Annotated in this window: 18 protein-coding genes; 5 read left to right on the plus strand and 13 right to left on the minus strand. The window is 69.8% G+C overall.

The genetic code is table 11. From position 1 onward, the window contains the following. Nucleotides 1–20: 20 nt before the first annotated feature. From gap to uvrC, 5 genes are all read right to left on the minus strand, one after another. Entirely contained in the window at nt 21–1025 is a 1005-nt protein-coding gene (gap, locus tag ASG53_RS12210) for a type I glyceraldehyde-3-phosphate dehydrogenase (RefSeq protein ID WP_056133296.1), read from the minus strand. A 596-nt stretch (nt 1026–1621) separates the two neighbouring features. Further along, entirely contained in the window at nt 1622–2602 is a 981-nt protein-coding gene (whiA, locus tag ASG53_RS12215; protein ID WP_056133300.1) for a DNA-binding protein WhiA, read from the minus strand. A 79-nt stretch (nt 2603–2681) separates the two neighbouring features. Then, on the minus strand, nt 2682–3647 hold the full coding sequence (locus ASG53_RS12220; RefSeq protein ID WP_235533913.1) for a gluconeogenesis factor YvcK family protein: 966 nt from the start codon (nt 3645–3647) through the stop codon (nt 2682–2684). A 2-nt stretch (nt 3648–3649) separates the two neighbouring features. Then, a complete protein-coding gene (rapZ, locus tag ASG53_RS12225) occupies nt 3650–4594 on the minus strand; it encodes an RNase adapter RapZ (protein WP_056133306.1) in 945 nt (314 codons plus the stop codon). 42 nt (nt 4595–4636) lie between these two features. Further along, a complete protein-coding gene (gene uvrC, locus ASG53_RS12230; RefSeq protein ID WP_056133309.1) occupies nt 4637–6793 on the minus strand; it encodes an excinuclease ABC subunit UvrC in 2157 nt (718 codons plus the stop codon). Nucleotides 6794–6909: 116 nt separating this feature from the next. Here uvrC and ASG53_RS12235 point away from each other — a divergent pair, with 116 nt between their 5' ends. Beyond that, nucleotides 6910–7383: an OsmC family protein gene (locus ASG53_RS12235; RefSeq protein WP_056133312.1), complete on the plus strand. Its 474-nt coding sequence runs from the start codon at nt 6910–6912 to the stop codon at nt 7381–7383. Between the two features lie 113 nt (nt 7384–7496). Here ASG53_RS12235 and ASG53_RS12240 read toward each other — a convergent pair whose 3' ends face one another. From ASG53_RS12240 to uvrA, 5 genes are all read right to left on the minus strand, one after another. Then, nucleotides 7497–8270 carry a glycosyltransferase gene (locus ASG53_RS12240; protein ID WP_082544002.1) on the minus strand — a complete coding sequence of 258 codons (774 nt, stop codon included), beginning with the start codon at nt 8268–8270 and terminating at the stop codon, nt 7497–7499. Further along, nucleotides 8267–9724, minus strand: coding sequence for a bifunctional PIG-L family deacetylase/class I SAM-dependent methyltransferase (locus tag ASG53_RS12245; protein ID WP_056133315.1), 1458 nt, complete (start codon nt 9722–9724; stop codon nt 8267–8269). The genes ASG53_RS12240 and ASG53_RS12245 overlap by 4 nt, the downstream gene beginning before the upstream one ends. Then, nucleotides 9718–10863: an acyl-CoA dehydrogenase family protein gene (locus tag ASG53_RS12250; protein ID WP_082544003.1), complete on the minus strand. Its 1146-nt coding sequence runs from the start codon at nt 10861–10863 to the stop codon at nt 9718–9720. Before ASG53_RS12250 ends, ASG53_RS12245 begins: the two co-directional genes overlap by 7 nt. A gap of 159 nt (nt 10864–11022) precedes the next feature. After that, nucleotides 11023–11556, minus strand: a complete 534-nt coding sequence (locus ASG53_RS12255; protein WP_056134253.1) for a DUF6328 family protein — start codon at nt 11554–11556, stop codon at nt 11023–11025. Nucleotides 11557–11707: 151 nt separating this feature from the next. After that, nucleotides 11708–14656, minus strand: coding sequence for an excinuclease ABC subunit UvrA (gene uvrA, locus ASG53_RS12260; protein WP_056133318.1), 2949 nt, complete (start codon nt 14654–14656; stop codon nt 11708–11710). Nucleotides 14657–14886: 230 nt separating this feature from the next. Between uvrA and ASG53_RS12265 the strand changes: the two genes are divergently transcribed. The 3 genes from ASG53_RS12265 to ASG53_RS12275 are packed head-to-tail and all read left to right on the plus strand — an operon-like array spanning nt 14887 to nt 17841. Then, complete coding sequence (locus ASG53_RS12265; protein WP_082544004.1) at nt 14887–16842, plus strand: glycoside hydrolase family 15 protein; 1956 nt, start codon at nt 14887–14889, stop codon at nt 16840–16842. Continuing rightward, the gene (locus tag ASG53_RS12270; RefSeq protein ID WP_056133322.1) at nt 16839–17534 is read left to right on the plus strand and encodes an MBL fold metallo-hydrolase; all 696 of its coding nucleotides are present in this window, start codon (nt 16839–16841) and stop codon (nt 17532–17534) included. The genes ASG53_RS12265 and ASG53_RS12270 overlap by 4 nt, the downstream gene beginning before the upstream one ends. A gap of 10 nt (nt 17535–17544) precedes the next feature. Beyond that, nucleotides 17545–17841, plus strand: a complete 297-nt coding sequence (locus tag ASG53_RS12275) for a YciI family protein (RefSeq protein WP_228087096.1) — start codon at nt 17545–17547, stop codon at nt 17839–17841. A gap of 196 nt (nt 17842–18037) precedes the next feature. On the opposite strand, the gene uvrB is transcribed toward ASG53_RS12275, so the two are convergent. Beyond that, nucleotides 18038–20134: an excinuclease ABC subunit UvrB gene (uvrB, locus tag ASG53_RS12280; RefSeq protein WP_056133326.1), complete on the minus strand. Its 2097-nt coding sequence runs from the start codon at nt 20132–20134 to the stop codon at nt 18038–18040. Between the two features lie 78 nt (nt 20135–20212). Further along, nucleotides 20213–20836 carry a dephospho-CoA kinase gene (gene coaE, locus ASG53_RS12285; protein WP_056133329.1) on the minus strand — a complete coding sequence of 208 codons (624 nt, stop codon included), beginning with the start codon at nt 20834–20836 and terminating at the stop codon, nt 20213–20215. Nucleotides 20837–21016: 180 nt separating this feature from the next. Between coaE and ASG53_RS12290 the strand changes: the two genes are divergently transcribed. Next, nucleotides 21017–22921 carry an ABC transporter ATP-binding protein gene (locus ASG53_RS12290; protein WP_056134259.1) on the plus strand — a complete coding sequence of 635 codons (1905 nt, stop codon included), beginning with the start codon at nt 21017–21019 and terminating at the stop codon, nt 22919–22921. A 541-nt stretch (nt 22922–23462) separates the two neighbouring features. On the opposite strand, the gene rpsA is transcribed toward ASG53_RS12290, so the two are convergent. Then, the gene (rpsA, locus tag ASG53_RS12295; protein ID WP_056133331.1) at nt 23463–24953 is read right to left on the minus strand and encodes a 30S ribosomal protein S1; all 1491 of its coding nucleotides are present in this window, start codon (nt 24951–24953) and stop codon (nt 23463–23465) included. Nucleotides 24954–25170: the final 217 nt, after the last annotated feature.

The following is a 25170-nucleotide window of genomic DNA, read 5'->3' on the forward strand; positions in this document are numbered from 1 at the left end:
ACTCAGGGATTCGCAGCGATTCAGAGCTTCTCGCCGACGAGGACCGTGAGGTCGACGAGGCGGTTGGAGTAGCCCCACTCGTTGTCGTACCAGGAGACGACCTTGACCTGGTCGCCGATGACCTTGGTGAGGCCAGCGTCGAAGATGCTCGACGCGGGGTCCGTCACGATGTCGGAGGAGACCAGCGGGTCCTCGGTGTAGACGAGGATGCCCTTGAGGGGGCCCTCGGCTGCAGCCTTGATCGCGGCGTTGACCGACTCGACCGTGACCTCCTTGGAGGCGGTGAAGGTGAGGTCGGTGGCCGAGCCTGTGGGCACGGGGACGCGGAGCGCGTAGCCGTCGAGCTTGCCCTTGAGCTGCGGGAGGACGAGCGCCACGGCCTTGGCCGCACCGGTCGAGGTCGGGACGATGTTGATCGCTGCTGCGCGGGCGCGGCGGAGGTCCTTGTGGGGGCCGTCCTGCAGGTTCTGGTCACCGGTGTAGGCGTGGATCGTGGTCATGAGTCCACGCTCGATGCCGAAGGCCTCGTCGAGCACCTTCGCCATGGGGGCGAGGCAGTTCGTCGTGCAGGAGGCGTTCGAGATGATGTGCATCGTCTCGGGGTTGTAGTCGCCCTCGTTGACACCGATGACGAAGGTGCCGTCCTCGTTACTCGCGGGAGCGGAGATGATGACCTTCTTGGCGCCGGCCTCGATGTGGGCCTTCGCCTTCGTGGCGTCGGTGAAGAAGCCGGTCGACTCGATGACGATGTCGGCACCGAGTGCGCCCCAGGGCAGGTCTGCCGGGTTGCGCTCTGCGAGGGCCTTGATCTTCTTGCCGTCGACGGAGATGGAGTCCTCGTCGTACGAGACCTCGGCGGCGAGGCGGCCCAGGACGGAGTCGTACTTGAGCAGGTGCGCAAGCGTCTTGTTGTCCGTGAGGTCGTTGACACCGACGATCTCGATGTCTGCTCCAGACGCAAGGATTGCGCGGAAGAAGTTACGTCCAATTCGACCGAAGCCGTTGATTCCGACGCGGATGGTCACTATGCCCTCCTCGGGCGCGCCGGACGAACCGACGCACGGTAGTTGACGAACGACACGTACGTCAGCGTACGTTGGTGAGTTGCCTGGTATCCGAAAAGACGTCGCTGGACCGATCCTCGGTCCGGCTCGGGGTCTCCCGTGAACCTGACTCCTTGAGCCTATACCTAGATGGCCTCTCGTGTGAGGACCATCGTCCCGTGAGACGGCTTCACCCCACGGTCTGGGCACCTGGCAACCAACGGCGGGCCAAGATCCGGCAACAACTCCCACGACCTGGTCACACGCACGTGTCCGGGAGGGGTCCTGGGCCTGCTGGAGCCCTAGGTCTGGCCTGGGTGGCCGCCCGGCGGGATGGGCGGGACAGGTTGCCCACGGAGGAGCGGTCGACAGCGGTGTGCGAGGCCGGCCTCGGGGTGCGCAGAGCGGCCCGGCGACCCCGGACCGAGGTCCTGGCGTGGGCGGACGGCCGACGGCCGACGGCACGAGCAGCACGCTCCGCAGCTGTGCGCAGATGGCAGCCGCGAACGCACGGCGTGGCAGCGGCGCGCGAACAACCCGCTAGTCAGAGGACGAGGCGCCGCGCTCCCCCGGCCGCGTCAGAGGTCGAGCAGGTCCGGGCTCAACCCGGCCTCGGTGTCCGGGATCCCGAGCTCGGCCGCGCGCTTGTCGGCTGTCGCCAGCAGACGCCGGATCCGCCCGGCGACGGCGTCCTTGGTGAGCGGTGGGACGGCCAGCTGGCCGAGCTCTTCGAGGGAGGCCTGCTTGTGCGCGAGGCGCAGCTCGCCGGCCTCGCGCAGGTGGTCGGGCAGCTCGGCGCCGAGGATGTCGAAAGCCCGCTCGACCCGAGCTCCCGCGGCCACGGCGGCCCGCGCCGAGCGGCGCAGGTTCGCGTCGTCGAAGTTGGCGAGGCGGTTGGCGGTCCCGCGGACCTCGCGGCGCTGCCGGCGCTCTTCCCAGACCTTGACGGTCTCGTGCGCGCCGAGGCGGGTCAGCAGGGCACCGATCGCCTCGCCGTCGCGGATGACCACACGGTCGACCCCACGGACCTCGCGCGACTTGGCCGAGATGCCCAGGCGGCGGGCGGAGCCCACCAGGGCGAGCGCAGCCTCGGGACCCGGGCAGGTGATCTCGAGGGCCGAGGAACGGCCGGGCTCGGTGAGCGAGCCGTGGGCCAAGAACGCCCCGCGCCACGCTGCCTCGGCCTCGGCGACACCGGCCGAGACGACCTGGGGCGGCAGACCACGGACCGGACGGCCCCGGGCGTCGAGCAGACCGGTCTGCCGGGCGAGGGACTCGCCGTCCTTCGCGACCCGGATGACGTAGCGGCTCCCCCGTCGGATGCCACCGGCGGAGACGACCACGATCTCGCTCGTGTGGCCGTAGACCTCGGCGATGGCCTGGCGCAGCCGGCGCGCGGCGATGGCGGTGTCGAGCTCGGCCTCGATGACGACGCGTCCCTGGATGAGGTGCAGACCTCCGGCGAACCGCAGCATCGCTGCGACCTCGGCCTTACGGCAGGAGGTCTTGTCGACCGGGAGCCGTGCGAGTTCGTCTTTCACCTGAGCCGTGAGCGCCATGGGTCAATCCTGCCATCCCTGCTCGTCGTCCCGAGACCCGCAGGACCACCACCGGGGGTGCCTGCACGGCCTCAGAGACTCAGAGGCTGCGGGTGCCGACGTCTCCGAGGAAGTTGTCGAAGACGTCCCTGTACGCGGCCGCGAGCCGCAGCGCGTCGTGGCGGGGCGTGCCGTCACCGCGACGGACCTGGCGCATGAGCAGCGTCGCGCCCATCTGCTCGACCTCGGCCAGCAGCAGGTCGGGGTCGTCGACGGCGAGGGGGTCCGCGACGACGGCGTCGACGTGGAGGTCCGGGGCGTGGCGGGCCAGCGCGCGCAGGTGCTCGACCGTCGTCATGCCGTGGGTCTCGTCGGTCTCGCTCGCGAGGTTGAGCGTGAGGCAGACCCGGGCCTTTGAGGTGACGAGGGCCTCGGCGAGCTCGGGCACCAGGAGGTGCGGCATGACCGAGGAGAACCACGAGCCCGGGCCGAGCACGACCCAGTCGGCGGCCATGACTGCCTCGACGGCCTGCGGGTGGGCGGGCGGGTCCGACGGGATGAGCCGGATGCTCTCGACGCGGCTGGCGGTCGACCCGACGGCGGACTGCCCGACGATGGTCGTCAGCTCGCCGTCCCTGACGACGTCGGCCTCGATCGACAGCGGGACCGACGCCATGGGCAGCACCCGACCGCGGGCACCGAGCAGCCGTCCGACCCAGTCGAGCCCTTCGACGGGGTCGTCGAGGAGCTCCCACAGCGCGACGATGAGCAGGTTGCCCACGGCATGCTGGTCGAGGTCACCCGTGGAGGTGAACCTGTGCTGGAGCAGGTCGCGCCACGTCCGACCCCACTCGGAGTCGTCGCAGAGCGCAGCGAGCGCCATGCGCAGGTCCCCTGGAGGCAGCACACCGAGCTCTTCACGCAGCCGACCCGACGAACCGCCGTCGTCCGCCACGGTGACGATCGCGGTCAGCCTGTCCGACATCAGACGCAGCGCGGAGAGGCTCGCGGAGAGACCGTGCCCCCCTCCGAGCGCGACGACAGCGGGGGCGTCGCCAGACCCCACGGTCATTCCTTCCCGAGGTCGCGGGCGGTGACGGCGACACGGTGGCCGCGGTCGCGCAGGCGCTGCGCGATCTCTTCGCTCACGGCGACCGAGCGGTGCTTGCCGCCCGTGCAGCCGATCGCGATCGTCACGTACCGCTTCTCCTCGTTGAGGTAGCCCGACAGCACAGGCTCGAGAGCGTCGACGTAGCGGTCGATGAACTCGACGGCCCCCGGGCGGGCGAGCACGAAGTCGCGGACGGGCGCGTCGCGGCCTGTGAGGTGGCGCAGCTCGGTGATCCAGTACGGGTTGGACAAGAACCGCATGTCGACGACGTGGTCGGCGTCGAGCGGGATGCCGTACTTGAAGCCGAAGGAGACCACGTTGATACGCAGCGTCTCGGGGCTCTGGCCGGTCTCGGCGACGCTGCGGCGGACCTCGCGGGCGAGGTCGTGGACATTGAGCTCTGAGGTGTCGATGAGCACGTCGGCGCGGTCGCGCATGGCCGAGAGCAGCTGACGCTCGACGGCGATCCCGTCGAGGATGCGACCCTCGCCCTGGAGCGGGTGCGGCCGGCGGACCTGCTCGAAGCGACGGACGAGCACCTCGTCAGAGGAGTCGACGAAGAGGATCCTGTACGGGATGCCGCGCTTGCGGAACCGTGCGAGCACCTCGGTCAGGTCGTTGAAGAACTCACGGCCTCGGACGTCGACGACAGCACCCACGCGGGTGATCGACGAACCCGCGCGCGTCATCATGTCGACGAGCGGGACGAGCATCCGGGGCGGGAGGTTGTCGACCACGTACCAGTCGAGGTCTTCGAGCACCATGGCAGCCCTCGACCGGCCGGCGCCCGACATGCCCGTGATGATGAGCACCTCGCTCGCCTCTGGCTCAGGAGGGTGCGTGACGGCCTCGACCTGCGGGATCCCTACGGGGACGGTCTTCGGAGCGACGTCGTCAGTCATGCCTCAAGCATGCCAGTGTTCCGTCGCCGACTCACCCGCAGGTCAGGCCCGCGCGTCGGAGGTCTCGACCGGCGCGGGGTTGGGCGCGTCCAAGCCCGGCCCCGGAGAGCCCGCTGCCACGGAACCTTCGCCCTCGGGAGCGTCCGCCACTGCCGACCCGCCGAGCTCCGACTGCTCGGCTGACGGGATCGCCGCCGACTCCACGGTGTCCGTGGCCGAGCCTTCCTCAGCCGGTGACCCCGCAGGGTGGAGCGCCGCGACCACGGCCTCGGCCGTGCGCTGACCCATGCCCTGGACCGTGGCGATCTCCTCGGCCGACGCCGCGCGCAGGCGCTTGAGCGATCCGAAGTGCCGGAGCAGCGCACCCTTGCGGGCCGGGCCCAGGCCGGGCACGGAGTCGAGCTCGGAGACCGTCATGCCCTTCCCGCGCTTCTTGCGGTGCGCGGTGATCGCGAAGCGGTGCGCCTCGTCACGGACACGCTGCAGCAGGTACAGGCCCTCGGAGGACCTCTGGAGGATCACGGGGTACTCCTCCCCCGGCACCCACACCTCTTCGAGGCGCTTGGCAAGACCGCACAGGGCGACGTCGTCGATCCCGAGGTCGGCGAGAGCCTTGGCCGCTGCGGCGACCTGGGGCGGACCGCCGTCGACGACCACGAGGTTCGGCGGATAGGCGAAGCGCTTGCGGTCGGTCGCGGGGGTCTCGGCGTCGACCTCGCCGCCGAAGGTCTCGATCTCGAGGTCGGCCGAGTCCGAGCGCTCCGCGAGGTAGCGTCGGAAGCGCCGCGTGATGACCTCGTACATCGCGGCGGTGTCGTCGCGAGCGCCCTCGCCGTCAGGCCCCTTGACACCGAAGGTCCTGTACTCGCTCTTGCGGGCGAGCCCGTCCTCGAAGACGACCATCGACGCGGCCTGGTGGGTACCCATGGTCGTCGAGATGTCGTAGCACTCGATGCGCAGCGGCGCGCTGTCGAGGTCGAGCGCCTCCTGGATCTCGCGGAGCGCGAGGCTCCGGTTGGTGAGGTCGCCCGCACGACGGGTGCGGTGCAGGGCGAGCGCGTGCTCGGCGTTCTTGAGCACCGTCGCGGCGAGCTCACGCTTGTCACCCCGCTGCGGGACGCGGATGTCCACGCGCGCACCGCGCAGGCCGGAGAGCCAGGTGGTCATCTCCTCGAGGTGCGCCGGGAGGACGGGGACGAGGACCTCCCGCGGGACCAGTCCGCTGTCGCGGGCGGCCTTCACGTCGCCGCCGGCCGCCTCGTCGGCGGTGCCGTAGACCTGCTGGAGCAGGTGCTCGACGAGGTCCGCGTCGGTGAGGTCTTCGACCTTCTCGACGACCCAGCCGCGCTGACCGCGGATGCGCCCACCCCGGACGTGGAACACCTGGACGGCAGCCTCGAGCTCGTCGCCGGTGAGCGCGAAGATGTCGGCGTCGGTCCCGTCCTGCAGGACGACGGCGTTCTTCTCCATCGCACGCTCGAGCGCGCCGATGTCGTCGCGCAGCCGGGCAGCACGCTCGTAGTCGAGGTTCTGGGCGGCCATGGCCATCTCGTCGCGCAGGCGACGCATGAACTTCGCGGTGTCACCGGCCATGAAGGCGCAGAAGTCCTCGGCCAGGGCGCGGTGGGCGTCCTTGGAGATGCGCTCGACGCACGGCGCTGCGCACTTGTCGATGTACCCGAGCAGGCACGGGCGACCCGACTGCTGGGCGCGCTTGTAGACGCCCGCCGAGCAGGTGCGGATCGGGAAGACCCGCAGCAGCAGGTCGAGGGTCTCGCGGATCGCCCACGCGTGGGCGAAGGGACCGAAGTACCGGGTGCCAGCGCGCTTGGAGCCACGCATCACCTGGGCGCGCGGGACAGACTCCCCCATCGTCACGGCCAGGTACGGGTACGACTTGTCGTCGCGGTACTTGACGTTGAAGCGCGGGTCGAACTCCTTGATCCACGAGTACTCGAGGGCGAGAGCCTCGACCTCGGTCCCGACGACTGTCCACTCGACCGAGCACGCCGTCGTGACCATCGTCTGGGTGCGCGGGTGCAGCGCCGAGAGATCCTGGAAATAGCTGGAGAGCCGCGCGCGGAGGTTCTTGGCCTTGCCGACGTAGATCACGCGTCCGTGCTCGTCGCGGAAGCGGTAGACCCCTGGCGTCGTCGGGATCTCGCCCGGCGCGGGTCGGTATGTTGCTGGATCGGCCATAGGACGAGCCTAGTCGGGGCGGCCGACACGGACCGCGCCAGAGAGGGCGGCGTGGGTCACGCCATCCGTGGACGTGACCGGTGTCACATCTGGTGAACTCCGGATACGGTGGGCCGATGGGAGCCTTCCACGCGTACACCGCCACGATCACCTGGACCGGAGCCGGCGAGACCGGGACCTCCAGCTACACCGCCTACTCGCGCGACCACGTGGTCACCGTCGAGGGGAAGCCCGACATCTTGGCGAGCTCAGACCCGGCGTTCCGCGGGGACAGCGCCCGGCACAACCCCGAAGAGCTGTTCGTCGCCTCGCTCTCCGAGTGCCACATGCTGTGGTTCCTGCACGTCGCGGCGCAGTCGGACGTGATCGTCACGGCGTACACCGACTCCCCCGTCGGGACGATGCGCGTCGAGGCTGCCGGTGCCGGGCAGTTCACCGAGATCGAGCTGCGCCCGAAGGTGACCGTGTCCTCCGAGGCGTCCGACGACCTCCTGGCAGAGCTCCACGAGAAGGCTCATGCGCACTGCTTCATCTCCCGCTCGGTCAACTTCCCCGTGCACGTGCGGCCGGTAGTCCACGCGGCCGGCTGAGCAGGGCGGGACCAGCTCTCCACTCAGGGCGAGCCTGCCGTGCCTCTGACTGCACCTGCTCATGTGCGTCGGCGTGTGCGTGTGGGGAGGCGTGTGCACGTGCGCCGACAGGCTCAGGCCGAGGCCTCGCCGACCAGGTCTTCCCGCAGGTAGCGCGCGTACCCACCAGGAGTGCGCCCCTGCTGGCGTCCAGAGGTCAGCACCCAGGCCTCGTCGCTCGCGACCACCCTGGCTCCCGTGGCGCGCGCCCGGGCGACGAGGGCGACGTCTTCGTGCTCGTCGACAGGCGGATAGCCGCCGGCAGCCGCGTAGACGTCTGCGCGCATCCCGAGGTTCGCGCCGTGCACGTGACCGTTGGCCCGGCCCGGGACGTGGGTCGCCTGCCACGCCGCACGCTGGCGGTGCGTGAGGTCGGCAGGGTCCGGGCGGACCGTGCCGACGACGACGTCCGCCCCCTGGTCGGCGAGACCGGTCTGCGACGACACCCAGTGCGCGGGGACGAGCGAGTCGGCGTCGGTCGACGCGATCCAGATCTCCTGGTCGGGCAGCGGGCCGCAGGTCTCCCGGAGGGCGTCGAGGCCTGCCTCGACGCCTGTGGCTCGGGCCGCGCCGACCCGTCGCTCGGACACCTCGACCACGCGGAACGGCGACAGCCGAGCGATGCTCGCGGAGGCGTCGGTGCAGCCGTCGAGGACGAGCACGACCTCGACCGGCACCCCTCCCGCCCGCGCCTGCTCGTGGTGCACGGCGTGGCGGAGCCCGGCGATGCACCTGCCGAGCAACGCCTCTTCGTCGTGCACGGGGACGACCACGCAGACAGCACGGATCTCCGACCCGGGCTCGTGGCCCTCGACGGAGCGTGCGCCGTGGGCGGGGGCGCCCGTCACAGCAGGCCTGTCTCTCGTGCGACGGAACGTGCCGGCGGGCGCACCAGGACGTCCAGCAGGAAGTCTTCTTCCTCGTGCCGGAGGAGGCGGGCCAGGTCGGTCCGCTCAGCAGCCGCCGCGTGGACCTCGTCGCCGCTGAGCGGGTACTCCTCGACCTCGTGGCGCCAGTGGCAGAGCACCAGCACACCGTCCGGCGTGAGCGAGGCGACCGCGCGGTCGAGCATCGTCACGAGGTCCTCCGGGCCGTAGTAGTAGCCGACCTCGGAGAGCACGATCAGGTCGAAGTCCCCAGCGGGCCATTCGCGCGGTGTCGTCAGCTGCTCGAAGCGTGCGCCGTCGCCCAGGCGCCGACGCGCGACATCGAGCGGGGCGGCGGCGATGTCGACCCCGAGGATCGTGCCGCACCGCTGGCTGAGCGCCTCGGTCAGCACACCCGTCGAGCAGCCGATCTCCAGCCCGGCGCGGAAGGTCTGGCGCGGGAGGCTCGCGAGGGTGATCGCACGCTTGCGTTCTTCGTACCAGCGCGACTCGAAACCCCAGGGGTCTGAGCGGCCCTCGTAGAAGCTGTCGAAGAACTCTTCACCGAGGCTGCTGGTCATGGTGGGCTGCTCCGACGCATCGTCGGGCTGGGAAGGGTCTGTCTCTGCCCTCTTCTCGACGACGAAGACCTCGTAGGGCCTGTCGAAGTGGCGGAGCATCTCCGGACCGAGCAGCGCCTCGTCACCAGGCTGCTCCGACAGCGGGGCGACCTGGCTCCGGTGCTCCGCGAGAGAACGACGCCGACAGTCCAGCTCGTCGACGGTCAGGTCGAGCCTACGCATCGACGACCATGGATGCGCGAGGCCGTCCGGAGCACCCCAGTGCCAGAACCACACGGGGTACTCGACCAAACGCAGCTCACGCTCGCCGGCCGCTCCCTGCACGACCTCCCGCGCGACCTCGCCGACGATGCGGTGGTCTCGGTGACCGTCGCCGGCCCACGGCGCGACGACCAGCGTCGTGCCGTCGCGGCCGTGCGGACCGTCAGCCGTGACCACAGACTCGACCGATGCCCTGAGCTCGGCCCGGTGCTCGCGCAGCCCGCCGTCAGGCAGCCCGAGGAGGTGCACCGCCGCTCCGGGGGCGACGTGCTGGACCGCCGAGAGCAGCTCGCGCCGGCGGGTGCGGACGAGAGCCTCGACGCTCGTCGTCGGGGAGTCAGGGTGGGAGGCCTCTCCGTCCGAGGCGATGACGTAGGAGACGCGCGCGCCCGCCCGGGCGAGACGGGCGACGAGCCCGGCAGCCCCGAGCGTCTCGTCGTCCGGGTGGGCCGCCAGCACGACGACGCGCAGCGCGGACCGGGCGGCCAGGGACTCGAGCCCGGAGACGTCGAGAGGCTCGAGCGTGCCGAGCCGTCCTGACCGCTCCCAGTCGGCCTCGAGCGTCCCGACGTCGCGGTGGTCGAAGCTCACCATGGTCGGACCCCGCCCGCGAGCAGGGCCTTGCCGAGGGATGCGTCGTCGCGCTCGGCGTGGTGCTGACGGACGTAGACAGCGAGATCGGCAACCCTCCGAGCGTGCCGCTCGTCGGCGGTCAGCGGACCAGGGCCTCGGGTGTGAGCGGACCGAGTGAGGACCTCCTCGACCGTGCGGGCGACTGCTCCACGGACGCGGCGAGCGAGCATGGAAGGAGTCTGAGCACCAGCCGAACCGGGCACGACGCCGAGGAGCGGGTCACCGTGGCCACCGGCTGCTCTGTCGGCCGCAGACGGTGGCGCATCGACGACGGTCGCTGCGTCGAGGAACGCGGCACGCGACGCTCGCAGGCTCGTGTCGACGGCTCCGAGCTGTGCGAGCGCGATCTGGTCGGGTTCGCGCTCACCGAGGGCGTCGAAGAGGTCGCGGGCCACACCGACAGCCCCGCCCCACCAGGCTGCCGCGACGCCGATGCCTCCCCAGGCGAAGCCGGGGCGCGTGAGGTACCACTCGTCGTCGCCGACGGGGATCGCCCGGACGGAACGGAAGGTCACCGGGGCAGAGACGACCTGCCGCAGGCCGCGGGAGACCCACGGTCCGGTCTCGGGCCTCACGCCGTCGTCTCGCAGCGACACGGCGAAGAGCCGCCTGCCGGTAGGAGTCCAGGCGGTCACCAGGGCGTGGCTGAGGTCGGCGGCGAGCGAGCACCACGGCTTCACCCCGTCGAGCTGCCAGCCGCCGCCGACCGGGCGCGCCTCGAGACGCACTCCCGGTCCTTCGGCGGCGAACACGCCCCAGCTGCTCGGGGTGTCTCCCAGCTCGGCGAGGTCCGTGCCGTCGGGTGCCTGGTCGAGGATCGAGAGCGCGTCGAGGTGCGGCTCGAGGACGCGGGCCACACCGACGTCGAGCGCCGCCGTCGACGCGAGAGTCTCCCAGAGCTCGAGGGTGCGGCCGAGCCCGGGCCCCGGCACGAGGTCACCGATCCGGACCGCCCAGTCGACGGAGGCCGGCACGTCGGTCCCCAGGTCGGGGACCTCGGCGAGCAGGGCGTCGATCGCGGTCGACCGGCGGGTGGGCCGGCCGCTCGTCAGGTCTGCTCGGTGCACGCCACCCTCGAGCGTGGTCGTCGGTCGCTGCACGCCTACCTCGTCTCTCCTCCGCCAGCCACGCTGGTCACGCCAGCCCGGTGCCGCGCAGTCAGTGGATGGTAGGCACACGGACGAGAGCACGCACGGCGAACGCTGTGGACTGCACCCGGGACGCCTCGAGGTCGTCTCTGGACCATCGACCCTGCAGGACTACCTCTGGTCGTGCTCTGCCGACTGTGCCCGTCGCAGCATGACGACAGGTCCGACGAGCCACAGGGCGAGGACGACGAGCAGCACCACAGCCCCGGTCAGGAGGGCAGCAGGCCGGGTGAAGATCACGTCGACGAGGAAGAACGTCACGCCGGTGAGTACGAGACCGAGGACCACCAGCCCTGTGCGGGCGCACACGTCCGCCTCACGGACGAGCAAGAGCCTCAGGTGGCGACGGAACAGGACCCTGTGGGCCGCGACAGGCGCCACGAGCAGGACCGTCGCGAGCACGGACAGCAGGAGCAGCGTGACGTAGGTGCCCCGCTGGAGGCTGTCGAGCTCCGCGAAGGCCTGCTGGAACGGCAGCGTGACGAGGAAGCCCGTGAGGATCTGGCTGCCGGTCTGCGTGACCCTGAGCTCTTGCAGGAGCTCAGCCCAGTTGCGGTCGGCTCGCTCGGAGACGCTCTCGTCACGGTCGTCGACGGGGTTGTGGGTGCCGCTCGTCGGGCGGCGGCTCGAAGGCGTGTCGCTCATCTTCCCGAGTGTGGCACCGGGCCTCGGCGGGGACCACCGCACGAGGGGCTGCAGCACGAGAGGCGGCACCCCTGCGGGTACCGCCTCTCGTCACAGCCCTACCGACTGTCGTCGGAGGCGGCACGTGCTCAGCCGCGCAAGGCGCAGCACGTCACTCCTTGAGCTTGGCCTTCGCCCGGCTCGCGGGCTTCTTGGCTGGCTTCTTCGTCACGGCAGCTGCTGCGGTCTTCTTCGGCAGCGGCGCGACACCCGCAGGCTCGTGGTTCTGGAGCACCTCCGCGAGGAACCGGCCGGTGTGGCTGGCCTCGACCGACGCGACCAGCTCGGGTGTGCCCTCGGCGACCACGAGGCCACCACCGGACCCGCCCTCGGGGCCCATGTCGATGACCCAGTCGGCGTTCTTGATGACGTCCAGGTTGTGCTCGATCACCAGGACCGAGTTCCCCTTGTCCACGAGGGACTGGAGCACCGCGAGCAGCTTGCGGATGTCTTCGAAGTGGAGACCCGTCGTCGGCTCGTCGAGCACGTAGATCGTCCGGCCCGTCGAGCGCTTCTGCAGCTCGCTCGCGAGCTTGACGCGCTGCGCCTCACCACCCGAGAGCGTCGGGGCCGACTGCCCGAGACGCACGTAGCCCAGACCCACGTCGACGAGCGTCTTGAGGTGACGGGAGATCGCCGGGACCGCCGCGAAGAACTCGTTGGCCTCCTCGATCGGCATGTCGAGCACGTCGGCAACGGTCTTGCCCTTGAAGTGCACCTCGAGGGTCTCGCGGTTGTACCGCGCCCCGTGGCAGACCTCGCAGGGGACGTAGACGTCGGGGAGGAAGTTCATCTCGATCTTGAGCGTGCCGTCGCCGGAGCACGCCTCGCAGCGCCCACCCTTGACGTTGAAGGAGAAGCGACCCGGCGTGTAGCCGCGGACCTTCGCCTCGCTCGTGTCGGCGAAGAGGCGTCGGACGTGGTCCCACACCCCCGTGTAGGTAGCGGGGTTCGAGCGCGGTGTGCGCCCGATCGGTCCCTGGTCGACGTGGACCACCTTGTCGAGGTGCTCGAGCCCGGTGACCCTCTTGTGGCGGCCGGCGACCTGGCGGGCACCGTTGAGCTCGTTGGCGAGCACCGTGTAGAGGATCGAGTTGACGAGCGTCGACTTGCCCGAGCCCGAGACACCGGTGACGGCGGTGAGCACCCCGAGCGGGAAGCTCACGTCGATCCCGGTGAGGTTGTGCTCACGCGCTCCGACCACGGTCAGCTGGCGCTTGGGGTCGACGGGACGGCGCAGCGTCGGCATCGGGATGGACCGACGGCCGGCGAGGTACGCGCCGGTGACGGACTCGGGAGCCTCGAGCAGACCCGCATAGTCGCCGGAGTGCACGACACGTCCGCCGTGCTCGCCGGCGCCCGGGCCGATGTCGACGACCCAGTCCGCGGTGCGGATCGTGTCTTCGTCGTGCTCGACGACGATCAGCGTGTTGCCGAGGTCGCGCAGGCGGGTCAGCGTGTCGATGAGGCGGCGGTTGTCCCGCTGGTGCAGACCGATGCTCGGCTCGTCGAGGACGTAGAGCACGCCGACGAGGCCTGATCCGATCTGGGTCGCGAGGCGGATGCGCTGGGCCTCGCCACCGGACAGGGTGCCGGCGGGACGCATGAGCGAGAGGTAGTCGAGCCCGACGTCGAGCAGGAACCCGAGACGGTCCTGGATCTCCTTGAGGACCTGCGTCGCGATCGCACGCTCGCGCACACCGAGCTGCAGGTTGTCGAGGAAGTCGCGGGCCTCGCGCAGCGGGAGGGCGCAGACCTCGGCGATCGACTTGCCGTCGACGCGCACCGCAAGTACCTCGGGCTTGAGGCGCGTGCCGTCGCAGACTGGGCACGGGACCTCGCGCATGTAGGCCTCGTACTTCTCCTTCGACCACTCGGAGTCGGTCTCGGAGTGACGGCGCTCGAGGAAGGAGATGACTCCCTCGAAGCCTGTCGAGTACTGGCGCTCACGGCCCCAGCGGTTGCGGTACTTGACCTGCACCTCGTGGTTCTGGCCGTGCAGCACAGCGTTGCGGGCGCGCTCGGGCAGCGCTCGCCAGGGGACGTCCATCGAGAAGCCGAGGTCTTTGGCAAGGGCACCGAGGACCCGCTGGTAGTACTCGGAGGAGGTCTGCGACCACGGGGCGACGGCCCCGTCGGCGAGCGACCTGTCCTCGTCGGGGATGACGAGCTCAGGGTCGATCTCGAGGCGCATGCCGATGCCTGTGCACTCGGGGCACGCACCGTAGGGCGCGTTGAAGGAGAAGGTCCGCGGCTCGATCTCGTCGAGGGTGAGCACGTGGTCGTTCGGGCACGCGCGGTGCTCGGAGAACCGGCGCTCCCGGTCCGGGTCGCCCTCCTCGGCGTCGACCATCTCGACGACCAGGAGACCACCCGCGAGGCCGAGGGCGGTCTCGACCGAGTCGGTCAGACGACGCTGGACGCCCTCGCGCGAGACGAGACGGTCGACGACCACCTCGATGGTGTGCTTGAGCTTCTTCTCGAGAGTCGGGGGCTCGGTGAGCTGGACGACCTCGCCGTCGACCCGGGCACGGGCGAAGCCCTTCGACTGCAGCTCCTTGAACAGGTCCGCGTACTCACCCTTGCGTCCGCGGACGACAGGTGCGAGCACCTGGTACCGCGTGCCCTCGGGGAGCTCGAGCAGCCTGTCGACGATCTGCTGCGGGGTCTGGGCGGTGACACGCTCGCCGCACACCGGGCAGTACTGCGTGCCGGCGCGCGCGAAGAGCAGACGGAGGTAGTCGTAGACCTCGGTGATGGTGCCGACGGTCGACCGAGGGTTCCGATTGGTCGACTTCTGGTCGATCGACACCGCGGGCGAGAGGCCCTCGATGAAGTCGACGTCGGGCTTGTCCATCTGGCCGAGGAACTGGCGCGCGTACGCGGACAGCGACTCGACATACCGTCTCTGCCCTTCGGCGAAGATGGTGTCGAAGGCCAACGAGGACTTCCCAGAGCCTGACAGACCGGTGAAGACGATCAGGGCGTCACGGGGAAGATCCAGGTCGACGTTGCGGAGGTTGTGCTCACGGGCACCTTGGACGACGAGGCGATCACTCACCCGGACATCGTACGGTCGACCACCGACACGCGCACACCTGTTCGAAGAACTGCGACCGGGTCGCGCGTTCCGGGTGCCGTCGCCGGGCCTCACTGCACCCGCCCTCACGGCTCCGAGACCCGCGACGTGACGGTAGCCTCCTGAGCCCTCGACGAGCCCCCAGATGCCTCCCGCACCGCTCCGACCTCCCCCGACGTGCTCGACGACGGCCGAGAGACCACAATCGGGAGATGCCTGACAGCCCTGCGCTCGACACCGCCCCCTGCTCGACACCGATCGCGGACTACGCGGTCCTGGGCGACGGGCGGTCCTGCGCACTCGTCAGCCGGACAGGGTCGGTCGACTGGCTGTGCCTGCCCGACTTCGACTCCCCGGCGTGCTTCGCCGCGCTGCTGGGCACCCCCGAGAACGGACGGTGGCTGCTGACGGTCCGCGACCCCGTGTCGGTGACACGGCGGTACCTCGGCGACTCCTTCGTCCTGGTGACCACCTACACGACAGCGACAGGCACAGCACGCGTCGTCGACGCCATGCCACCCGGCGACGGACGGGCGGACCTGGTCCGCGAGCTCGAGGTGCTCCACGGCCACGTGACGATCGAGCACGAATGGGTGGTGCGGTTCGGCTACGGGGCCTACGAACCCTGGGTGAGCCGGGTCGACGACGACCACCGGACCGGGCGGCACGCGATCCGCGCCGTCGCCGGCCCGGACTCGCTGCTGCTGCGCGGCACCCGGCTCCCGCGGGCCGAGGACCACCGTCACCGAGACGTCTTCGAGGCGAGCGAGGGCGAACGTTTCACGTTCTCCTCGACCTGGACACCGTCCTGGGGTGCGACTCCCCCACCGCTGTCCGTCGCGCACGTGATCGCCACGGCGACCGACAGCTGGCACGACTGGGCCCGCCAGACGCCCTACTCCGGCCCTTATCGCGAGCCCCTCGTCAGGTCCTTGCTCGTCCTGCGGCTCCTGTCGAGCAGCACGACCGGCGGGATCGTCGCGGCCGCGACCACCTCCCTGCCCGAAGACTTCGGCGGGGAGCGCAACTGGGACTACAGGTACTGCTGGTTGCGCGACGCCGCCATGACCCTCGAGGCGCTCGTCGAGTCCGGCTACCACGACGAGATCGTCGGTTGGCGCGACTGGTTGCTGCGCGCCGTCGCCGGTGACCCTGAAGACCTGCAGATCATGTACGGCGTCGACGGGCGCCGCGACCTCCCCGAGCGACAGCTCGACCACCTGCCCGGGTACGCGGGCTCCAGGCCCGTGCGGGTGGGGAACGCGGCGGTGGACCAGGTGCAGAACGACGTGCTTGGCGAGGTCATGTGCGCGCTCGACATGGCGCGGGACGCAGGGCTCACGGAGACGGCCGACAGCTGGTCGCTGCAGAGGCACCTGGTGGACGCGCTCGTCGAGCACTGGGACCGCCCGGACCGTGGGATCTGGGAGGTCCGAGGACCCGAGCGGGACTTCGTGCACTCGCGCGTGATGAGCTGGGCGGCGATCGACCGAGCCGTGAGGGGTGTCGAGGTGCACGGCCTCGACGGTCCCGTCGAGCACTGGAAGGCTGCCCGTGACGAGATCCACGCCCAGGTGATGGAGCACGGCTTCGACACGGGGCTCGGTGCCTTCGTCCAGTACTACGGAGCCGAGCACACGGACGCGTCTCTGCTGCAGATGGCCCAGGTGGGGTTCATCGACCCGACCGACGAGAGGTTCGTCGGGACGGTCCGGGAGATCCAGCGGACCCTCGCCACCAAGGACGGCTTCGTCAGGCGCTACGAGACCGAGCAGACAGGTGACGGCCTCGAGGGCGACGAGGCACCGTTCCTCGTGTGCTCCTTCTGGCTCGTCGACGCCCTCGCCCGCACCGGCGAGACCGACGAGGCGCAGCAGCTGCTCGACACCCTCGTGGGCTCGGCTAACGACCTCGGGCTCATGGCTGAGCAGTACGACGACGAACGCGCACGGATGGCCGGGAACTTCCCGCAGGCCTTCTCCCACCTCGGGCTCGTGCGCGCAGTCCACAGCCTCGACCGAGCCACGAGCGACCGTGGCGGTCTGCACTCCGCGGGGCACCACGCCCCCGGCACGACGAGCACCGGGACGACCAGCACAGGCACGACGACCACCGGCACGGCGGAGGCGCCGAGCGGCGCCCCGAGGACGAGGAAGGACGCACCATGACCGACGACCAGAGCACCGCACCGGCCTCACCGACCCGGCTGACCCGGCTCGACCACGTCGACCTGAGGTCGGTGGCGGTCGGTCCCATGGACAACAACGCGTACCTGCTGACCTGCCGGACCACCGGCGCACAGGTGCTCGTCGACGCCGCTGCCGACTCGGACCGGCTGCTCGCGCTCGTGCGCGAGGGCTCGGGGTCTGCGCGCCTCGACCTCATCGTCACCACGCACAGCCACCACGACCACGTCGGGGCGCTCGAAGACATGGTCGGTGTCACCGGTGCGACCACCGCCGCGGGGGCGGAGGACGCCGAGGCCATCAGCGTGCCCACGCGGCAGCGCCTGCACGCGGGCGAGCACCTCGTCGCCGGGACGATCGACCTCGAGGTCGTCCCGCTCCGCGGCCACACCCCCGGCTCGGTCGCCCTCGTGCTCGTCGAGCCGGACGAGGTGTCTGAGCCCGACGCGGTCGCCGGTCGCACCCACATCTTCTCCGGTGACTCTCTGTTCCCCGGCGGGGTCGGCAACACCAACCACGACCCGGAGCGGTTCGCGCAGCTCCTCGGTGACGTCGAGGAGAAGATCTTCGGCCGGTTCCGGGACGACACCGTCGTCCACCCCGGACACGGAGCCCCGACCACCCTCGGCGCTGAGCGTCCGCACCTCGACGAGTGGCGGTCTCGCGGCTGGTGAAGGTGCTTGAATGGCGGGCATGACCACCTACGCCGTGACCTACGTCTACACCGACGACTCTGCTGCCCGCGACACGCACCGCCCGGCTCACCGGGCCTTCCTCGGCGGTCTGTACGCCGCGGGGATCCTGCTCGCGTCGGGCCCAGTCTCCGACGACGACATGCAGGGTGCGCTGCTCATCCTCAAGGGCGACTCGGCCGAGGCCGTCAGCTCGATCCTCGACGCCGACCCCTTCCACCAGCAGCAGCTCGTCGCGGCTCGTGCGGTCACCGAGTGGACAGTGGTCTACGGGCCCTGGGCGGACTGACGCTCCATCGGCCTCTCGGCCCACAAGTCCGACGCAGCGTCGATGGCGCTCGAACGTGGCCTGGCGCTCCTCGGCCCCCGGTTCTCCCGGCAGGCACTCCCCCGCAGACGCACGACGACGCGGCCACCCCGTCGGGGGTGGCCGCGTCGTCGACTTCCATGGGCGTGTCCGCCCACCTCTGTCACGCGCCGAGAGGTCAGGCCGTGGCGGCCTGCATCTGGCGGAGCTCCTTCTTCAGGCCCGAGACCTCGTCGCGGAGGCGGGCCGCGAGCTCGAACTGCAGCTCGGCCGCAGCAGCGTGCATCTGCTCGTCGAGCTCTTGGATGAGGCCGACAAGATCACCGGCAGCGGCGACAGCGAGCCTGTTGCCGGACGCACCCTCCTTCGGGCCACCCGGGACAGGTGCCGAACCCTTGGCGGGCTTGCGGTAGCCGCCCTCGAGCAGCTCGCGGGTGTCGATGTCCTCGCGGGCGAGCATGTCCGTGACGTCGCTGATCTTCTTGCGCAGCGGGGTCGGGTCGATCCCGTGCTCGAGGTTGTACGCGACCTGCTTCTCGCGGCGGCGGTCGGTCTCCTCGAGGGCCATGGCCATGGACGGCGTGACGGTGTCCGCGTACATGTGCACCTGGCCCGAGACGTTACGAGCCGCACGACCGATCGTCTGGATGAGCGAGGTCGCGGACCGCAGGAAGCCCTCCTTGTCGGCGTCGAGGATCGCCACGAGCGACACCTCGGGCAGGTCGAGACCCTCACGGAGCAGGTTGATGCCGACCAGGACGTCGTACTCGCCCATCCGGAGCTCGCGCAGCAGCTCGACGCGTCGCAGCGTGTCGACCTCGGAGTGCAGGTACCTGACTCGCACGCCCTTGTCGAGGAAGTAGTCGGTGAGGTCTTCGGCCATCTTCTTGGTCAGCGTGGTAACCAGGACGCGCTCGTCCTTCTCCGCGCGCACGCGGATCTCCTCGAGGAGGTCGTCGATCTGCCCCTTGGTCGGCTTGACGATCACCTGGGGGTCGATGAGTCCCGTCGGACGGATGATCTGCTCGACGAAGCCGTCAGCCATCGACAGCTCGTACTTTCCGGGGGTCGCCGAGAGGTAGACGGTCTGGCCGATGCGGTCGACGAACTCCTCCCAGCGCAGCGGACGGTTGTCCATCGCGCTCGGCAGCCGGAAGCCGTGGTCGACGAGGTTGCGCTTGCGCGACATGTCACCCTCGTACATCGCACCGATCTGCGGGACCGTCACGTGCGACTCGTCGATGACGAGCAAGAAGTCTTCGGGGAAGTAGTCGAGCAGCGTGTGCGGGGCCGTACCCGGACCACGACCGTCGATGTGCCGCGAGTAATTCTCGATGCCTGAGCAGCTGCCGATCTCGCGCATCATCTCGATGTCGTAGGTGGTGCGCATCCGCAGGCGCTGCGCCTCGAGGAGCTTGTTCTGGGCCTCCATCGTCGCGAGACGCTCTTCGAGCTCGGTCTCGATCGATGCGATGGCCTTCTCCATGCGCTCCGGACCGGCGACGTAGTGCGTGGCCGGGAAGAGGTGGATGGAGGTCTCGTTGCGCACCACGTCACCTGTCAGCGGGTGCAGCGTCTGGATCGCCTCGATCTCGTCGCCGAAGAACTCGATGCGGATCGCGAGCTCCTCGTACACCGGGATGATCTCGACGGTGTCGCCGCGCACGCGGAAGGTGCCACGGGTGAAGGCCATGTCGTTGCGGGTGTACTGCATGGTGACGAACTTGCGCAGCAGGGTGTCGCGGTCGACCTGGTCGCCGACGTCGAGCCGGACCATGCGGTCCACGTATTCCTGCGGGGTACCCAGACCGTAGATGCACGAGACCGACGCGACGACGATGACGTCGCGCCGCGTCAGCAGGTTGCTCGTCGCCGAGTGGCGCAGGCGCTCGACCTCGTCGTTGATCGAGCTGTCCTTCTCGATGAAGGTGTCAGTCTGCGCGATGTACGCCTCGGGCTGGTAGTAGTCGTAGTACGACACGAAGTACTCGACGGCGTTGTTGGGCAAGAGCTCGCGGAACTCTGTCGCGAGCTGCGCGGCGAGTGTCTTGTTCGGCGCCATGACGAGCGTCGGTCGCTGCAGCTTCTCGATGAGCCAGGCTGTCGTCGCGGACTTTCCGGTACCCGTGGCACCGAGGAGCACCACGTCCTTCTCGCCGCCCTGGATACGCTCTGCGAGCTCAGCGATCGCCGTCGGCTGGTCCCCCGACGGGGTGTACTCGGAGATCACCTCGAAGGGTGCCACTGTCCGCTGGAGATCTGTCACAGGTCGCATGGAACAACCGTACGACCAGCCACCGACAACGCCCACCGGGATGAGCGTGCCGGTGGCCACAGCGCCCGAGCAGCAGCGTCAGGGGACGGGCACCTCTGCCTCGACCTCGTCCTGCAGCCGTCGCCACAGGGCGTCGACGGCAGCGCGCAGCTGCGACACGTCACCGGCCCCGGGAAGCACCACGTCGGCAGCTGCGAGGCGCGCCTCGTCCGTCGCCTGCGACGCGACCCGGCGACGGGCCTCGGGCAGGTCCAGACCGCGCTTCTCGACGAGCCTGCGGATCCTCAGGTCGGCCGGGGCGTCGACCACGACCACCACGTGGAAGGTCTCCTGCTGCCCTGTCTCGACGAGCAGGGGAATGTCGTGGACCACCACGGCGTTGGCATCTGCGGTGGCCACGGCAGCCTCGCGCTCTGCGGACAGCCGCGCCACCTCCGGGTGGATGATCGAGCTCAGCAGGTCCAGCCGCGCTCGGTCGCCGAAGACGATGTGACCGAGCGCCGGCCTGTCGAGCGAGCCGTCCTCGAGCAGCACCTCCGGACCGAAGGCCTCGACCACGCGGTCGAGACCGACAGTCCCTGGCTCGACGACCTCGCGGGCGAGCACGTCGTGGTCGATCACGACTGCGCCGAGCTCCGCGAAGCGCGTCGAGGCGACCGACTTGCCGGCGGCGATCCCGCCGGTCAGACCTATCCTGATCATCTCGTCCCTCTCGTCGCACGGCCGGCGAGGACGGCGCCCTGGGCGCCGTACCGTCCGGTGCCCGGTGCACGGGCGTCGGCCCAACGTATCGCGTCCGCCGTGCGCACGGCGCGCCGAGCCGCGACAGGTCGCGGCGAGCAGCACGACCACACAGCACGTCGAAGGGAGCACATCGTGTCGATGCACGCAGGAGGTGGAGGGGGCGGCGGACAGTTCCGCTCGTTCCGCCAGGAACGCGGTATCACCCAGCACCGCCTCGCCGACGGCACGGTCCGACGTGTGCTGGCCTTCGCCCGCCCGTACAAGCGGCAGCTCTCGGTGTTCCTCGTGCTCATCGCGATCGACGCCCTCATAGGTGCTGCCACGCCTCTGGTCTTCAAGGCGATCATCGACGACGGCATCACCCCGGGCCGGCGAGACGTCGTGCTGTGGCTCGCAGGACTCGTCGCCGTTCTGGCTCTCGCCTCGGGTGCGCTGACGATGGCGCAGCGCTGGTTGTCCTCGCGGATCGGCGAAGGACTCATCCTCGACCTGCGGATCGCGGTCTTCGACCACGTCCAGCAGATGCCCCTCGCCTTCTTCTCCCGCACCCGGACCGGTGCCCTCGTCCAGCGCCTCAACGGTGACGTGCTGGGTGCCCAGCAGGCCTTCACCTCGACGCTGTCGAACGTCTTCTCGAACACCCTGACCGTGGTCTTCGTGCTCGCCGCGATGTTCTCGATGTCCTGGCAGCTCACAGCCCTGTCCCTCGTGCTGCTGCCCGCCTTCATCCTGCCGGCACGGTGGATCGGGCCACGCCTCGCTCGTCTGACGCGGGAGTCCTACGAGATCAACGCGGACACCTCGCAGACCATGAACGAACGCTTCAACGTCGCGGGCGCTCACCTGGCCAAGACCTACGGCCGTCCGGCCGACGAGTCGCGCAGGTTCGCCCACGACGCCGGCCGCGCCCGAGACATCGGCGTGAAGCTCGCCATGTACTCGACCTACTTCCGGGTGGGCCTGACGACGGTCGCCGCCCTCGCGGTCGCGGTCGTCTACGGCGTCGGTGGGCTCAGCGCGATCAGCGGCGGGCTGACCGTCGGGGTCGTCGTCGCGCTCACTGCCTACCTCGGCCGGCTCTACGGCCCGCTCACCGCCCTGTCCAACGTCCAGGTCGACGTGATGACAGCGCTCGTCAGCTTCGAGCGCGTGCTCGAGGTCCTCGACCTCCAGCCGAGCGTGACCGACGCGCAGGACGCGACAGACCTGCGTCTCGCGGTCGCCGAGCACGGAGCCAGCATCGAGCTGCGCGACGTGACCTTCAGGTACCCGACGGCCGCCGAGGTCTCGCTCGCGTCGCTCGAGTCTGTCGCGACCCTCGTCAACGACCCGCAGTCCACCACTCTGAGCCACGTGAGCATCCGCGTCGAACCCGGCGAGATGGTCGCGCTCGTGGGTCCGTCAGGTGCCGGCAAGACGACGCTCTCCCAGCTGGTCACCCGCATGTACGACCCGACCGAGGGCACGATCGAGGTCGCTGGCCAGGACCTGCGCGGCGTGACCCTCGAGTCCCTGCGCGCGACGGTCGGCACGGTCCCCCAGGACTCGCACATGTTCCACGACACGATCGCCGGCAACCTGCGGTACGCCCGGCCGGACGCGAGCGACGAGGAGATCGAGGAGTCGCTGCGCGCCGCGCACATCTGGGACCTCGTGGAGTCCCTGCCCTCGGGTGTCGACACCGTGGTGGGCGACCGCGGGTACAGGCTGTCGGGCGGTGAGCGGCAGCGCCTCGCGATCGCGCGCCTGCTGCTCAAGGCCCCCGACGTCGTCGTCCTCGACGAGGCGACAGCACACCTCGACTCGGAGTCCGAGGCAGCCGTCCAGCGTGCGCTGAGCGCGGCGCTCGTCGGCAGGACCTCGGTGGTCATCGCGCACAGGTTGTCGACCATCCGTGAGGCCGACAGGATCGTCGTCCTCGACGAGGGCCGCGTGGTCGCCCAGGGCACGCACACCGAGCTGCTCGAGGCCGGCGGTCTCTACGCCGACCTGTACCACACCCAGTTCGCCGAGGCCGTGAGCGGTCTGACGGACCCAGCCTGACAGAGGCCGGCTCGAGCCGGGTGGGGTCCCTGTCTCTCCGGACCGGGGCCCGACCCGGCTCCCCGTTCTCAAGTCACCGGCCCCGGACCCAAGTCGCCCGCCCCACGACGAGGTCTTGCGCTGTGCCCAAGTCGTCCGCCCCACGACGAGGTCGTGCGCTGTGCCCAAGTCGTCCGCCCCACGACGAGGTCGTAGGCTCCGCGCCGAGGTCGTAGGCCCTGCACCCAGACCGTGCGCACCCAGGTCGTCCGGACGATGACGAAGTCGTCCCCCAACGACGAGGTCGCACGGACACGCCAGAATCACGGCTCGATGCCGGTATTTCGGCGCGTCCGTGCGACCTCGTCGACACGGGTACGACCTCGCGGACCCGGGTACGACCTCGGCGGCACGGGGGGACGACGACGAGGACCGCGAGCGGACGAGCAGGCAGCATCGGAGATCAGGAGTGGCTCCGGGTACAGCGAAGGCCGGCCACCCGAAGGTGACCGGCCTCTGCTGTCAGTGCTGAGCCGTCTCAGGGCCGAGGCCCCGGGTCAGATCAGTTACCGGTGAGCTTCTCGCGGAGTGCGGCGAGAGCCTCGTCCGAGGCGAGCGTGCCGCCACCGGAGGTGGGCTCGGCAGCCGGAGCCGACGAGTACGTGCTGGCCGAGGAAGAGCTCGAGCCAGAGTCGGTGTCGCCCGACTCAGCAGCCTCGAGGTCAGCCTTGACGGCCTCGGCGACCTGCTTGCGGTGCGACTCCCAGCGCTCGTGCGCCTTGGCGTACTGGCCTTCCCAGACCTCACGCTGCGACTCGAAGCCCTCGAGCCACTCGTTCGTCTCGGGGTCGAAGCCCTCCGGGTACTTGTAGTTCCCGGCCTCGTCGTACTCGGCAGCCATGCCGTACAGAGCGGGGTCGAAGTCGTCCGACTCCGGGTCCACGCCCTCGTTGGCCTGCTTCAGCGACAGCGAGATGCGGCGACGCTCGAGGTCGATGTCGATGACCTTGACGAAGACGTCGTCGCCGACGTTGACGACCTGCTCGGGCAGCTCGACGTGGCGGACAGCCAGCTCCGAGATGTGCACGAGGCCCTCGATGCCGTCCTCGACGCGCACGAACGCGCCGAAGGGGACGAGCTTGGTGACCTTACCCGGCACGACCTGACCGATGGCGTGCGTACGGGCGAAGGTCTGCCACGGGTCTTCCTGCGTCGCCTTGAGCGACAGGGAGACACGCTCGCGGTCGAAGTCGACGTCGAGGACCTCGACGGTGACTTCCTGACCGACCTCGACGACCTCACCCGGGTGGTCGATGTGCTTCCAGGACAGCTCGGAGACGTGGACGAGACCGTCGACCCCGCCGAGGTCCACGAAGGCACCGAAGTTGACGATCGAGGAGACGACACCGGGGCGGACCTGGCCCTTCTGCAGCGTCTGCAGGAAGGTGGAACGAACCTCGGACTGCGTCTGCTCGAGCCAGGCACGGCGCGACAGGACCACGTTGTTGCGGTTCTTGTCGAGCTCGATGATCTTGGCCTCGATCTCCTTGCCGACGTACGGCTGGAGGTCGCGGACGCGACGCATCTCGACGAGCGAGGCGGGGAGGAAGCCACGAAGACCGATGTCGAGGATGAGGCCGCCCTTGACGACCTCGATGACGGTGCCGGTGACGACGCCGTCCTCTTCCTTGATCTTCTCGATCGTGCCCCAGGCGCGCTCGTACTGTGCGCGCTTCTTGGACAGGATCAGACGGCCTTCCTTGTCCTCCTTCTGGAGGACGAGCGCCTCGACGACGTCGCCCACCTGGACGACCTCTCCGGGGTCCACGTCGTGCTTGATGGACAGCTCGCGGGAGGGGATGACGCCTTCGGTCTTGTAACCGATGTCGAGGAGGACCTCGTCACGGTCGACCTTGACGATGGTGCCTTCGACAATGTCACCGTCGTTGAAGTACTTGATGGTGGCGTCGATGGCTGCAAGGAAGTCTTCTGCAGTGCCGATGTCGTTGATGGCGACCTGCGGGGCGGACTTCGCGGGGGTAGAGATGGTCATTGAGTCAGGTGCTCCGATGCGGACAGGAAGTAGTTCGGATAGGGATGCTGCTTGTTCGTGCGCGAGGGCACGGGACATGGTGCTCAGTACTGCGTGATGGTGCTGAGTGGTGCTGGTGCAACAGGCTGGTGGTGCGTGTCGTGCGCAGCGCCTGCGTGCCGACCCCTTCGTCACGGGGACGGACGAGAGCCTCTGAGAGCTTCTTGACCGTTCCGGG

The organism is Sanguibacter sp. Leaf3, from assembly GCF_001425965.1.
Taxonomy (GTDB): domain Bacteria; phylum Actinomycetota; class Actinomycetes; order Actinomycetales; family Cellulomonadaceae; genus Sanguibacter; species Sanguibacter inulinus.